Source organism: Winogradskyella epiphytica, assembly GCF_003217215.1.
Taxonomy (GTDB): domain Bacteria; phylum Bacteroidota; class Bacteroidia; order Flavobacteriales; family Flavobacteriaceae; genus Winogradskyella; species Winogradskyella epiphytica.
Genome location: NZ_QJTD01000001.1, coordinates 633093 through 644910, shown reverse-complemented (window position 1 = coordinate 644910; position 11818 = coordinate 633093). Strand labels below are relative to the sequence as shown.

General features: G+C 33.1%; 17 protein-coding genes and 1 pseudogene. 6 read left to right on the top strand and 12 right to left on the bottom strand.

The window, feature by feature from the left end; genetic code table 11:
- Positions 1-35: 35 nt before the first annotated feature.
- Positions 36-962 carry a S66 peptidase family protein gene (locus tag DFQ11_RS02820; RefSeq protein WP_110474809.1) on the top strand — a complete coding sequence of 309 codons (927 nt, stop codon included), beginning with the start codon at positions 36-38 and terminating at the stop codon, positions 960-962.
- Here the strand turns inward: DFQ11_RS02820 and DFQ11_RS02815 are convergent.
- Together DFQ11_RS02815 and DFQ11_RS02810 are read right to left on the bottom strand one after the other, a co-directional pair.
- On the bottom strand, positions 954-1265 hold the full coding sequence (locus tag DFQ11_RS02815; protein ID WP_233487592.1) for a hypothetical protein: 312 nt from the start codon (positions 1263-1265) through the stop codon (positions 954-956). The two genes, DFQ11_RS02820 and DFQ11_RS02815, sit on opposite strands and share 9 nt — an antisense overlap.
- A 38-nt stretch (positions 1266-1303) precedes the next feature.
- Positions 1304-1606, bottom strand: a complete 303-nt coding sequence (locus DFQ11_RS02810) for a hypothetical protein (protein ID WP_110474808.1) — start codon at positions 1604-1606, stop codon at positions 1304-1306.
- Positions 1607-1882: 276 nt separating this feature from the next.
- Here DFQ11_RS02810 and DFQ11_RS02805 point away from each other — a divergent pair, with 276 nt between their 5' ends.
- A complete protein-coding gene (locus DFQ11_RS02805; RefSeq protein WP_110474089.1) occupies positions 1883-2242 on the top strand; it encodes a YraN family protein in 360 nt (119 codons plus the stop codon).
- A gap of 134 nt (positions 2243-2376) precedes the next feature.
- The gene (locus tag DFQ11_RS02800) at positions 2377-3039 is read left to right on the top strand and encodes a hypothetical protein (RefSeq protein WP_110474088.1); all 663 of its coding nucleotides are present in this window, start codon (positions 2377-2379) and stop codon (positions 3037-3039) included.
- Positions 3040-3173: 134 nt separating this feature from the next.
- Here DFQ11_RS02800 and nadD read toward each other — a convergent pair whose 3' ends face one another.
- The 3 genes from nadD to DFQ11_RS02785 are packed head-to-tail and all read right to left on the bottom strand — an operon-like array spanning position 3174 to position 5251.
- Complete coding sequence (nadD, locus tag DFQ11_RS02795; protein WP_110474087.1) at positions 3174-3752, bottom strand: nicotinate (nicotinamide) nucleotide adenylyltransferase; 579 nt, start codon at positions 3750-3752, stop codon at positions 3174-3176.
- 2 nt (positions 3753-3754) lie between these two features.
- On the bottom strand, positions 3755-4345 hold the full coding sequence (gmk, locus tag DFQ11_RS02790) for a guanylate kinase (RefSeq protein ID WP_110474086.1): 591 nt from the start codon (positions 4343-4345) through the stop codon (positions 3755-3757).
- A 48-nt stretch (positions 4346-4393) separates the two neighbouring features.
- Positions 4394-5251 (bottom strand): YicC/YloC family endoribonuclease, encoded by an 858-nt coding sequence (locus tag DFQ11_RS02785; protein ID WP_189342972.1) that lies wholly within the window; start codon positions 5249-5251, stop codon positions 4394-4396.
- A 133-nt stretch (positions 5252-5384) separates the two neighbouring features.
- Here DFQ11_RS02785 and DFQ11_RS02780 point away from each other — a divergent pair, with 133 nt between their 5' ends.
- Positions 5385-5867: an acyl-CoA thioesterase gene (locus tag DFQ11_RS02780; protein WP_110474084.1), complete on the top strand. Its 483-nt coding sequence runs from the start codon at positions 5385-5387 to the stop codon at positions 5865-5867.
- Positions 5868-5940: 73 nt separating this feature from the next.
- Here DFQ11_RS02780 and DFQ11_RS02775 read toward each other — a convergent pair whose 3' ends face one another.
- Both DFQ11_RS02775 and DFQ11_RS02770 read right to left on the bottom strand, forming a co-directional pair.
- Positions 5941-6834 carry a DMT family transporter gene (locus tag DFQ11_RS02775; RefSeq protein WP_110474083.1) on the bottom strand — a complete coding sequence of 298 codons (894 nt, stop codon included), beginning with the start codon at positions 6832-6834 and terminating at the stop codon, positions 5941-5943.
- A complete protein-coding gene (locus tag DFQ11_RS02770; RefSeq protein ID WP_110474082.1) occupies positions 6824-7180 on the bottom strand; it encodes an arsenate reductase family protein in 357 nt (118 codons plus the stop codon). The genes DFQ11_RS02775 and DFQ11_RS02770 overlap by 11 nt, the downstream gene beginning before the upstream one ends.
- A gap of 85 nt (positions 7181-7265) precedes the next feature.
- On the opposite strand from DFQ11_RS02770, the gene DFQ11_RS02765 reads away from it, so the two are divergent.
- Positions 7266-7721, top strand: a complete 456-nt coding sequence (locus DFQ11_RS02765; protein ID WP_110474081.1) for a DinB family protein — start codon at positions 7266-7268, stop codon at positions 7719-7721.
- A gap of 151 nt (positions 7722-7872) precedes the next feature.
- Here DFQ11_RS02765 and DFQ11_RS02760 read toward each other — a convergent pair whose 3' ends face one another.
- Both DFQ11_RS02760 and DFQ11_RS02755 read right to left on the bottom strand, forming a co-directional pair.
- On the bottom strand, positions 7873-8337 hold the full coding sequence (locus DFQ11_RS02760; protein ID WP_110474080.1) for a hypothetical protein: 465 nt from the start codon (positions 8335-8337) through the stop codon (positions 7873-7875).
- A 118-nt stretch (positions 8338-8455) separates the two neighbouring features.
- On the bottom strand, positions 8456-8977 hold the full coding sequence (locus DFQ11_RS02755; RefSeq protein ID WP_262508281.1) for an acyl-CoA thioesterase: 522 nt from the start codon (positions 8975-8977) through the stop codon (positions 8456-8458).
- 235 nt (positions 8978-9212) lie between these two features.
- On the opposite strand from DFQ11_RS02755, the pseudogene DFQ11_RS15485 reads away from it, so the two are divergent.
- Positions 9213-9383, top strand: a pseudogene (locus DFQ11_RS15485) (IS110 family transposase); the annotation flags it as partial.
- Between the two features lie 81 nt (positions 9384-9464).
- Here DFQ11_RS15485 and DFQ11_RS02745 read toward each other — a convergent pair.
- The 3 genes from DFQ11_RS02745 to DFQ11_RS02735 form a co-directional block, all read right to left on the bottom strand.
- Positions 9465-9962 (bottom strand): hypothetical protein, encoded by a 498-nt coding sequence (locus tag DFQ11_RS02745; RefSeq protein ID WP_146221491.1) that lies wholly within the window; start codon positions 9960-9962, stop codon positions 9465-9467.
- Positions 9963-10108: 146 nt separating this feature from the next.
- Complete coding sequence (locus DFQ11_RS02740) at positions 10109-11068, bottom strand: hypothetical protein (RefSeq protein WP_146221490.1); 960 nt, start codon at positions 11066-11068, stop codon at positions 10109-10111.
- Positions 11069-11372: 304 nt separating this feature from the next.
- Positions 11373-11744, bottom strand: coding sequence for a hypothetical protein (locus tag DFQ11_RS02735; protein WP_110474076.1), 372 nt, complete (start codon positions 11742-11744; stop codon positions 11373-11375).
- Positions 11745-11818: the final 74 nt, after the last annotated feature.

Genomic DNA, 11818 nt, shown 5'->3' with positions numbered 1-11818 from the left:
TATTCGCGCAATCAGAAATTAGAAATACTTCAGAAATGACTAACAAAACTATACAACCACCATATTTAAAAGCTGGCGATACTGTAGCTATAGTTGCGCCTTCGGGAATTTTAAAAAGTAGAGAAGGAGAGGTGCAACAAGCTGTAAAACTGCTTAAAAGTTGGGGATTGCACGCTGTAGTTGGGAAAAACGTATTTAAACAGAACAATCACTTTGCAGGAACTGATGACGAACGTTGTGAAGATCTGCAAAAAGCTATGGACGATCCTAAGATTAGTGCGATTTGGTGCGCTAGAGGAGGTTATGGAACCGTGCGAATTTTAGACAAATTGGACTATACAAAATTCAAGAAAAATCCAAAATGGCTTATAGGCTATTCTGATATAACCGCGCTACATAATCAAATGCATAATGAAGGCTTTCAATCTATGCACGCGCTAATGTGTGTGAGTTTAACTAATGATTTAGACGAGATAAAGGAAACGGTAGAAACCTTTAAGTCGGCTATTTTTGGAGAACCAGTGAACTACACACTTAAAGGGTCTAATTATAATAAAACGGGTAAAGCTTCAGGTGAATTGGTCGGTGGAAATCTAACACTTTTACATACCATGCTAGGTTCTGATACAAGTATTGATACCTCTGGAAAAATTTTATTTATTGAAGAAATTGGAGAATATAAATATCATATAGATCGTATGCTAGTCAGCCTAAAACGAGCGGGCTATTTTGAAAATTTGAATGGTCTCGTGGTTGGCGATATGTCTAAAATGCGTAAAAATACGACAGCTTGGGGATCGTCCATAGAACAATTGGTGTTAGATGCGCTTGCCGAATACGATTTCCCAATTACTTTCAATATGCCTGCAGGTCATGAAGATGATAACAGAGCTTTAATTTTAGGTAAAAAGATTGAGCTTAAAGTTGGAAAGGATGAATCAACTGTAAGATATTTAGAATAGACGTTTCTGAAATTTATAAAACAGTAAGGCACCAGAAAAATAGAGTACCACATCAATGGGGTCGGCTGTATAACGTGGATTGACTTTTGGCATGAGCCATTCAAAATATATAGAGAAATAAACGGTTAAACCTAGCACAACGGTCAGAGGAACATAAAGTGATTCGGTTTTTTTAATGAGTCTTATAATAGCCAAGCACAAACCTAGTACTATAGGCATACACAAGAAATCATTGATATAAAAATTAACCCAATTAGGTAGTGGGAATTCTAAACGTTGAGCGCTATAAATAAGTGTAGCCATTATAAGGCTAATAAAAAATATAGGGTGTTTTAAAATTTTCATGCAACAACTGTAGAAACCAACCAGGCAATAAACATTCCAATAGCCATGAATCCCATCCAGATAGAATGGATAATTTTTACAAAAACACGTACAATTAAAAAACGATGATCCTTATGTCTTTCATAGAATGAAGGGGATTTTTCTTTTTGAATTCGCTCACGCTCTCGCCGCTCCTCCAATTGTTTTGCTTGAGCCAATTCACGTCTTTTCTTAGGAGACAATAGTGTATTGCAATTGGTACAGTAGTCTACATTAGTGTTATAGACACCACAATTAGGGCACTTAATATGGCTACTCATATCGCAATTTTTAAAAATAAAAGCAAAGGTAAGACTAATTATAAGGTTTCTAAAGTCTTTCAAAGAAGTTGTCGGTTTCAAGTTGTAGAAATACGAGGTTATAGTATGAACTTATAAAAGTAAAAACGAATAATTCAATATCGATATAAGAGATTGAGATACAAATGATTAAAACAAATTGTTATATTGAGTCTAAATCTGGAATTCATTTTATAATAATTATCCATTGAAAATTAAAGTATAATTATAACAATACCGTTCATGCGGTAAAGAGACATGGCACAACATAACGAACTTGGGAAGAAAGGGGAGCAATTAGCTGTAGATTTTTTACTTAAAAATAATTATATAATTGTTGAACGAAATTACCGTTTTCAGAAAGCGGAAGTAGATATTATTGCTCAAAAGGATGAGGTTTTAGCTGTGGTTGAAGTTAAAACGCGTTCAACCATAGATTTTGGAAACCCTCAGGATTTTGTAAAACCAAAGCAAATTCAAAACTTAGTTAAAGCTGTCGATGAGTATATCAATGCGAATGATTTAAATATAGAGGTACGTTTTGATATTATAGCTATTGTGAAACAAGGAAAGCGCTATCATATTGAACATTTAGAGAATGCCTTTTATCACTTTTAATTCAGTGGTATTGAGAATGTCTACTAATCATTAGGTAAGAAAAAACTGTCTTTATCAGGTTGCTTAATCGAAAACTTTCGTCATTCAGCAATAAATGTTTTAAATTTAGGTCATAACCCCAAAATAATGACCAAATGAAATTTAACCTACGTTTACTTAGTGCATTATGCTTAGGCTTAATATTTAGCTGTAGTAATGAGCAACTTGAAGATGACCCCATAGGTCAAGATTATTTTAGAGTCACAGAATATCGTGTAGATCATGTGAATTCTAAAAATGCAGATCAGCCTTGTTTTAGTGTCGATTTAATGGCAGGGCAACATATGAATGTTGGTACGGTAAGTATCTCAAAAACCGATACAGATTTAGTGCTTACTTACAGCACAATTCCGGAGTGGACTATTGGCACAACGCATGTTAGTATTGGAGACTGTAACGAGCAATGGGTGCCTACAACGAAAAAAGGAAATCCTAAAGTCGGAAAATTCGGGCATAAAGAACCGCACAGTGCCGATATTAATAAAGTCGTTTACCTTATTAGTTTAGAGGCGTTACCTGAAGGGTCAGATTTGTATTGCTTTGCAGCACATGCAGAAGTGAATGGTCCTAATGGCGAGGAAACTGCATGGGCAGGAAATGATGATGGAAACGATGATGATGATGATGATAATGATGATGGTGGTGGTGTTCCGGCTTACAGAGTTTCAAAGAATTTGAATTCCGGATATACCGTTAGAGATTTCGGCGGAAGAAGTTGGGCAACCTATATCGAAGCGCTTCAGTCAGCATGTGATTAAAATCAACTAAAAACTTTAATAAATGAAGAGTGGCTTATTAAGTCACTCTTTTTTTAATTTCTAATTGCAGTGATATTACTAGTGTAAAGGTTTGAAGTGTTTTGTTAGCTCTTCTATAGGTACATTCACCAAACTTATCTATAAAAGTTCATTTCATCAATAAGCTTCCAAACGTCTTCCGGTAGCATCGGTCTTACATTTTTCTGATCTTTGATTTCCTGTCTTATAAAGGTTGAAGATAGTTCCATAATAGGCGCATCAACTCTTATAATTTTTGGGTGATCATTAAATTGTGTTTCAATTTTACCTTTAGAAATTCTAGGGTAGACATAGATATTGTGATTCTCTAAAATAATCTCATAGTTCTTCCACTTATGAAAACTCTTCAGATTGTCTTCACCCATGATTAAAGCAAATTCATGATTAGGATGCTTCTCCTGAAGATAAGTCAAGGTGTCAATGGTATAATTGGGTTGTTTTAAACCAAATTCTATATCACTTGGTCTTAGCTTATCGTATGATTTAGTGGCTAAATAAACCATCTCTAAGCGATGGTAATTATCTAATAAACTACTTTTCTTTTTAAAAGGGCTTAAAGGCGTCACCACAAACCAAACCTGATCCAAATCGCTATGCTCAGCTAAATGGTTGGCAATGGTTAAATGCCCCATATGAATGGGGTTGAAGGTGCCAAAATATAAACCTATTTTCATGATTACTTCTTTAAGAAATCCGAAACCAAGTTATAAGCTTTATCTAAGGCTTCGTCTAAGTTCGCATTAACTACAATTTCGTCAAAAAGTGGAGCAGTAGCTAATTCTGCAGGCGCTTTTGCTACACGCATACTAATTTTGTCTTCACTTTCCTCACCACGATCTTTTAGTCGTCTTACCAGTTCATTTAAATCTGGCGGCTTCACAAAAATCGCAATAGTTTGCTCAGGAAATTTTCGTTTAATACGCAATCCACCAGAAACGTCAATATCAAAAATGACATGTTTTCCCTGTGCCCAAATTCTTGAGATTTCGGTTTTTAAAGTCCCGTAAAAATTATCTCTGTACACTTCTTCCCATTCTAAAAACTCATCGTTTTTAATTCGGTTTTTAAACTCTTCAAGAGATAGGTAGTAATAATCTTTTCCGTGAACTTCATTACCGCGCTTTTCACGCGATGTCGCTGAAATAGAAAATTCTAAATTGAGTTCTGGTTGGTTTAATAAATGACGAACAATAGTCGTTTTTCCAGAGCCAGATGGTGCTGAAAATACGATAAGTTTGCCTTGTTTTTCGTTCTTAATTTCTGACAAAATAAATATGTTTTTTATTGAAGACTACGACGACGATGGTCAACTAATTTAAAGTACGTTCAATAACTGTTCCTTAATCTTTTCAAGTTCATCTTTCATCTGAACCACTAATTTTTGCATGGGTGCATAATTAGATTTTGAGCCAATCGTATTGATTTCACGACCTATTTCCTGTGATATAAATCCTAATTTCTTCCCGTTGGAATCTTCAGAATTTATAGAAGATATAAAATAATCTAAGTGATTCTCTAAGCGGACTTTTTCTTCGGTAATATCATATTTCTCAATATAATAGACTAATTCTTGCTCAAATCGGTTCTCATCTACCTTTTCCTTGATATCAGCAATACCTTTTTCTAAACGTGCTCTAACGCCTTCAATACGTTCTGGATCCATTGTGATCACCTCTTGCAACAAACGTCTTAACGTAGCAATTCTATCTATGAAATCTTGTTTTAAAGTGCTGCCTTCATCTTTACGGTAGTCTATGATATTAGCAATAGCTTTATTGATTTCTTCACTAATAATGGCCCATTCTTCCTCGTCAATATCATCACGCTCTGTAGTTACCGCATCTGGTAAACGAATAGCCATTTTTAAAAGCTCAGTGGCATCACCATCAACCACTTCTTTTAATTGCTTGATATACTCCTTAACTACGGTTTTGTTGATTTTAGAACTGGTGTCCTCTCCTGTAATTTCTACGAAAAGTGAAAAATCAACCTTTCCTCTTACAAGATGATTAGCAATAAGTTTTCTTATGTCTAATTCTTTGGCTCTATACATCGATGGCATACGAGCATTGAGGTCAAGACTTTTACTGTTAAGTGATTTTATTTCTATAGAGATTTTTTTGGTTGGGAGCTGAAGAACAGATTTCCCATAACCGGTCATGGATTGTATCATAAAAACTTTGCTATTAAAGTTGCGCAAAGGTACAAAATTCAATGGTTTTAGCCTTGCATTAAATACTTGTTAAAGATTTGATTGGAGCAAAAAGTCTTTTATAACTTTGCTGACCTAAATTTATAGGAGAATTATGTATAAAAAACAGTTTGAAATTCGTTGGAGTGATATTGATGCAAATGGTCATTTAGCCAATTCTGCTTATACCAATTTTATGAGTCACGCTAGGATGTCCTTCTTTAATGAGCTTGGATTTTCTATGCCAGAAATCATGAAATACAATGTTGGACCTGTAGTGTTTTATGAACATATGTACTATTTTAAAGAATCATTTATAGGAACGCCAATTACAGTGACTATCGAAGTTTCAGGTATAAGTGAAGATGGTATGCTTTTTATGTTTGAACATAATTTCTATAACCATAAAGGTGAAAACTTAGCCTATTGTGAAATGCAAGGCGGTTGGATAGATCTAAAGAAAAGAAAATTAACTGGCCTACCAGATACTTTATTGGAAATAGCACATAAATTTCCAAAGTCAGAAAACTTTAAAGTTTTGACAAAAGAAGATACCCGTAAACATGGGGTGAGACCTAAGAATATGCCCTTATCCTAATAACTTAAAAAAAGACCTTTCTAAATATAAGAAAGGTCTTTTTTTATAAGTCAATCTATATAAACCGCTACAATTAAACCGCTTCGTCCTGCTTCTTGGAGACTAAGTAAACCCCTAAGAAAATAAGCAACATAGCGCCAATCTTTACAGCATCAATAAAATCGGCGCCAACAGAGACCGCAAATAATCCCGCAAGAACGGGTTGTAGGTAAATAAAGATGCCTACGGTTGAGGCTTTTAAGTTTCTTAAGGCCAAAGGATTCAGTAAATAAGTTCCAAAGGTGGCTCCCACCACTACAAATACAACCGACCAAGTCATGGTTGGTGTAAACGACTGCCATTCGATGGCTGCAAAATCCTTATATCCAAAGGGAATAAGAATAATAAGACCGAATAGAAACAACCATTTAATGAAGGTGAATGGATGATATTTGGCTATAAGTTTCTTTATTAATATCACGTAGATACTATAAGAAACAGCATTTATAAATACAAAAACATTTCCCCAAGCTACGTTATCTGCGGCTCTTGCCGATTTGCCATAGAGCGTTAAAATTAAGGCGCCTGTAATTCCAATGATAACTCCAATCACCTTAAGTTTAGTGACACTTTCTTTTAAAATTAAGGCCGAAAGTATGAGAATGATGATAGGCGTAATCGTAGATATGGTAGAAGCGTGTATGGGTGTGGTATATTCTAAGCCCGTAAAGAGGCATAGCATATTAATTACAACCCCAAAAAGCGCCGCTACAAAGAATTTTAAATAATCCCGTTTATCTATTTTTTCCTTGGGTAAAAACAGACTTGCAACCCAGAAAAGAATTGTGGCTCCTAAAACACGTAATAATACAAACCCAAAAGGCTTAATGAAGTTTTCGTTCATTACATTTTTGGCGATAGTATAGTTGATTCCGTAGAGGAGTTGCACCATGAATAGTGCAAAAATGGCGAAGTTTCTACTGCTCATTTAAGGCTTGTTTCGCAGCTTCAACCGTTTTCTTGGAGTTGCCAATAAAGATTTGATTATTCAATAATAAAACAGGGCGTTTTAAAAATGTATAATGATCTAAAATATAGTGTTTGTAATCGTCTTCAGTAAGTGACTTTTCTTTTAAACCTAATTCCTTATAAAGCCTTGCACGCTTGCTAAAGAGACTTTCATAACTATCGGTCAATGCTCTCATTTCTTCAATCTGAGCTTTTGTAATAGGTTCCGACTTTATATCCTGAAGTTGAAAATCTTCAGGCAAGTTGAGTTCCTTCATAATGCGAGTGCAAGTATTACATGTGCTTAGATAGTAGAATTTGTTCATAATAAAACCAGTTTGTTTGTTTTCGATGTGCAAAGAAACTTTAATTATAACGAATTTTATTTACATTTAAGAAAAATATGAAATTATGGATTGGGCTTTCGACATTGCAATAAAAAACAGAAAACTATTAAAAAGTTTTATTGAAAATCACACCTTAGAAGAACTGAATAAAGTACCAAAAGGTTTTAATAACAATATCATTTGGAATATTGCGCACACTATAGTGACGCAGCAGCTTTTGGTCTATAACCTATCAGGACTACCTATGGTAGTTTCAGACGATATGGTAGCGGCGTTTAGAAAAGGAACAAAGACAGAACGTGATTTATCGCAATCTGAAGTAGATACGATTAAAGGGATGTTATTCTCTACAATTGAAAAATCTAAAGAGGATTACGACAATAAAATCTTTCAAACGTTTAACCAATATACGGTAACCACCAAAAGTGTATTAAGTACGGTTGAAGAAGCTATTGAATTTAATAATTTCCACGAAGGCATTCACTTAGGTTATATTTTAGCTATGCGAAAGTCGCTTTAAGTTATAAGTCCTCTTCAGCCCAGTCTATAGGTAGGGTTAAACTCATATTAAGAGGCCGTTGAGGTACAAATCTAAAAGATGCTCGCAAATTAAACATACAAAGCAATTTTCATACGTATACATTAATAATTTACGGAGTTGTAAAGCCTTACTATTCAATTTCTATATTCAAAACAGGCTTTTTCAATCTAAATTGATCGGCTTTTATCAGTTTAATGCATACGATGCTTTCAGACGAAATATGCTGACTTTTATTTTCAACTAAATATCCGTTGACATAAACATCATTTTTCTCATGTAGTCCAAAAAAGAGATTTAATTCCTTTTGCGATTTGAGTTTAAATTCGTGATTGATATGAGCTATTATTAATCCTGCAATCTTATCGTTTTCAATAAAAAGGGATGTGGAACTTAATTTCTTGTCATTAAATACTCTAAGGTCTAAAATTTTGTCAGACGAGATATTTTTTAACAAATCCATGCTTCCAATTATACTATCGTTTATTATTAAAATTGGCTTCGCTGTTCCCTGTGTGTTTAATTTGGAATCCTTATTTTGAGCATAAGAGGAAAATCCTATGGTTAGAATTAAGAAAAATGGCATTATTGTTTTCATTCAGTTTTGTCTTTAATGTTTTTCAGCACGTATAAATTTAATCAATAGTCCTCTTCAGCCCAACCAAAAGCTAAATTTAATCGCATTTGATCATGCCGTTGAGACGCATAATTTATTTTCAATTAATTTTGTCCCTGGCTTTTAGAGTGTCATAGTCATCTTTAAACATACTTATCACTTCAGCGGAAGGCGCTCTGATTTTATAGTCGGAATCACTATGAGATATTATGTCTCTCATATCTTGAGCTTTCTTAGTCTTCCAAAATCCAGCTTTTGTGAATCCAATGGCACATACTTGTCCATTCTGCTCAAAAGTTTGTCTATGGTAAACCCATTTTTCGTCAGACCCCTCGAGTTTAAGAGTAATATCAAACTTGTGGAATAGTTTTAAGGGCTTTTTATAGATTATTTTTTGAGAGGCTAAAACTCCAAACATTCCTTTTTTTACGGTATGGTCATATAAGGTTGATCGAAAAACGACTTCGTATCTTATGAAGTCCATGTAATAAAAATATTTTGAATTTGCCATGAATCGTAACGCGTCACAATCCAATATATGCACGCTTCTAGTTCTAGTAAAATCAGAAGTGGGGGGCACTTTCTTCCAAAATAGTCTTGATCCAATGTAGATATAAATCATATGTAACCAATAATAAATCATTTTTTAAAAAATTTAATTTTGCAGGTTACTTATTTATCTGGGAATCAAAAAGACTTACAACTCATAGATGTCTTTGGTTTATTTTTAAGGTTAGCAATATGCTTATATTGAAGGTTTTAGTTGTCTAAGTTAAGAAAAAATCACAGAAGAAACGAGGGGACTGATGAGGTTGAACCACTCTTTGTAAGTAGTCTAGCCCTGGCAATTACCTATAAACTTATTATTGAAATGCAGTGTTAAAGCCTGTAAACACACTAATGCTTGGTGAGGTATATTTGAACGTTTAATAGCTAAAGGAAAGAGTGAAAAATTAACACTAATTGCAGTATACAATCAGCTCTTAAAACAAGCTTTTGCTATTGCTAAAGCTGGAGAAATATTTTAGGATAGCTACAGAAGTACCTTTGTGAAAAATTAATACAGTTTTATTTGTTTTTTAACTCAGTTCTTTGTTGTACAACGTTTTTTATTCATTAATTAAATTTTCGGCTTTTCTGATAATTCCAATATATTTATTCAGTTCGTACGAGATGTTTTTTTCTTCTGTTGGTTCTCCCGAAACCTTTAATTCCCTTTGTTTTTTATTCCAATTAGTAATATATGAAACAGCTCTAAAATTTTCTTCGATGTCTATACTGTAACCTTTTATTTTTGCAATAGAGTCAGTAAGAAAGAAATTCGTGCTTTCAGATTCGATAATTTTAACGGGCTTATTTCCGACTAAATATATTTCCGATTTTATTTCACCGTAATCGACATTCATTTCTTGGACTATTTTAAAAATTCGATTTTCCTTATGCCAAACTTTTAATCTAGATTCATTAGTCAAGTCAAAATTTGATTCGATTAATTCAGTGTCAGAATCGATTGATTTTGATTGATTATCAATTTCAGTCATTTTGTTTTCTTGTCCAAAAACAAGAATTCCAATTAGGGACAATATGATTACGAAAGTTTTTTTCAAAATGTTGTACAACGGTTTTGTGTATAGTTAGTTGCGTGGTTAAGCACTAAAGTAAGCAAATAAATCACAGATAGAACATTCCGCAGGAATGTTCGTAAGTAATCTAAAACAAGCAATTAACTATACACGGTGTTCCCACACGTTTTTTATTTCCAATAACTTATTTTTCTCGTATCAACATAAATTGGAACGAATTCCTTTGATTTATTAAAATGTTCTTTCATAGATACATTTTTCTTAATCCAATTTCCGTTTTTGTCAAATTCATAGTCAAATTTCAATTCTCGGTTTAATTTTGAATCCTCGAATTCTTTTGAATTGATAGGATTATATAAAATATCAAATTCAGTTATGTTGTTTTTATGCTTTTTTAAATGGGCTGATATTGTATAAGAAGTTTGTTTAAAAATTCTTCCATCTTTCCATTCCGTTTCGCTTATCACTTCCATCCTTTCTGTTTTATATGACGATTCTATTAAATTGTTGTTATGGTCATATTTAAACAGATTTGTTGTCGTTGATTTGTCATTCCCTTTTTCTTTTTGTGTAGAAGATATTATTTTATCATTATCGTCAAAAGTGTATTCTAAATTAACTTCGGTCGTATCATTTCCTTTAATAGAAATTCGTTTTATTTGATAACCATTTTTTCCATAATAAAAAGTTGTTTTATGGTCAATTGTATCATTAACGAAAACACTCAATTCACTTGTGTTTTTGATAGTATCATATTCCGAAGTTTGAATAATATTTGATTCGTTTGATTTGTTAATTGAAACACTTTTTATGAACTCTTGATTTTTGTTATAATCAATAACATTGGTTTGTGTAAGTTCTCCATAATTATCGAAGTATTCCACTTTTTTCAATTCTCCAAAATCGGTGTATTCTTCTATTTTGTTCAGGACAGGTTTATCGTCATTTTCTGTGTTCTGAAAAGTTGTTTTGTAATATTCAATTTTTTTAACTTTTCCATATAGATTGTTTCCTTGTAAAGCGTTTTTCGAATCTGAATAAATTGGCTGTAAATCAGTTCTCAATTCCGTTTTGTTTTGGCAGTTAAATAAAATAATTGACATTAAAGTCAGTAAGTGTATTTTTCTCAATGTTCTTGTTTTCAAATGGTAGCCAACACAAATAAATATTTAACCAACGATTCCCCAAATAACGCAGTCAAAAGATCATTTTAAACGCACTTCATAATCCCGTCGAGACTCATTGATGATACATATTCACTTCAATCAGGTAACGTCTTTTACCTGGTATCTTATGTGTTTTGTTTACCTAATTTATGAAATAAACCACAAATAGAGATGGCGAAGAGAGGGTTGAGAAGCAAAAGGCAGTGTGGATTTTCCCAAGTAGGTGAGAACTAGCCTTTGTTTAGACACATTCTTGAGCTTTCGTGCTTTATTTTGTTTTATAAATTTTTATATCTTCAGCTAAATCCTTCTTGTTAAATCTTATTTCAAGATATATTAATTCATCGGGATCAACATTCCATTTATACTTTTCCATTACAGGATAAAATTCCGTGCTTGGCTCTGTATAAGTGTTGACTTGTTCAGAATTTCCTAATAACTCGTGAATTTCTGTTTGATTCTTCCCAACGAGAATTTTACTATTAATTAGATCATCGGTCATTTTTAATCTCATTTCTGTCAACAAATTTTCCCCTCCGCCTTGTTTCCATTTTCCGCTATCAAATTTCTCTTGTTTTCCACAGGAAAAAGACAAGCAAACAATACTTAATACTAATATTCTTTTAATCCAAAATCTCATTTTTCGGTATTTCTTGCATGAAGCATAACACACATATATATTTAACCAACGGTCACTCAAAAATGCAGTCGTAA

Bases quoted from the DNA above. Each gene is read 5' to 3' on its own strand.
- DFQ11_RS02765 (WP_110474081.1), top strand. From the start codon at position 7,266: ATGGATTGGGCTTTCGACATTGCAATAAAAAACAGAAAACTATTAAAA.
- DFQ11_RS02815 (WP_233487592.1), bottom strand. From the start codon at position 1,265: ATGGCTACACTTATTTATAGCGCTCAACGTTTAGAATTCCCACTACCT.
- DFQ11_RS02800 (WP_110474088.1), top strand. From the start codon at position 2,377: ATGAAATTTAACCTACGTTTACTTAGTGCATTATGCTTAGGCTTAATA.
- DFQ11_RS02755 (WP_262508281.1), bottom strand. From the start codon at position 8,977: ATGATTTATATCTACATTGGATCAAGACTATTTTGGAAGAAAGTGCCC.
- DFQ11_RS02785 (WP_189342972.1), bottom strand. From the start codon at position 5,251: ATGATACAATCCATGACCGGTTATGGGAAATCTGTTCTTCAGCTCCCA.
- DFQ11_RS02820 (WP_110474809.1), top strand. From the start codon at position 36: ATGACTAACAAAACTATACAACCACCATATTTAAAAGCTGGCGATACT.
- DFQ11_RS02770 (WP_110474082.1), bottom strand. From the start codon at position 7,180: ATGAACAAATTCTACTATCTAAGCACATGTAATACTTGCACTCGCATT.
- DFQ11_RS02760 (WP_110474080.1), bottom strand. From the start codon at position 8,337: ATGAAAACAATAATGCCATTTTTCTTAATTCTAACCATAGGATTTTCC.
- DFQ11_RS02805 (WP_110474089.1), top strand. From the start codon at position 1,883: ATGGCACAACATAACGAACTTGGGAAGAAAGGGGAGCAATTAGCTGTA.
- nadD (WP_110474087.1), bottom strand. From the start codon at position 3,752: ATGAAAATAGGTTTATATTTTGGCACCTTCAACCCCATTCATATGGGG.
- DFQ11_RS02780 (WP_110474084.1), top strand. From the start codon at position 5,385: ATGTATAAAAAACAGTTTGAAATTCGTTGGAGTGATATTGATGCAAAT.
- DFQ11_RS02810 (WP_110474808.1), bottom strand. From the start codon at position 1,606: ATGAGTAGCCATATTAAGTGCCCTAATTGTGGTGTCTATAACACTAAT.
- DFQ11_RS02735 (WP_110474076.1), bottom strand. From the start codon at position 11,744: ATGAGATTTTGGATTAAAAGAATATTAGTATTAAGTATTGTTTGCTTG.
- DFQ11_RS02775 (WP_110474083.1), bottom strand. From the start codon at position 6,834: ATGAGCAGTAGAAACTTCGCCATTTTTGCACTATTCATGGTGCAACTC.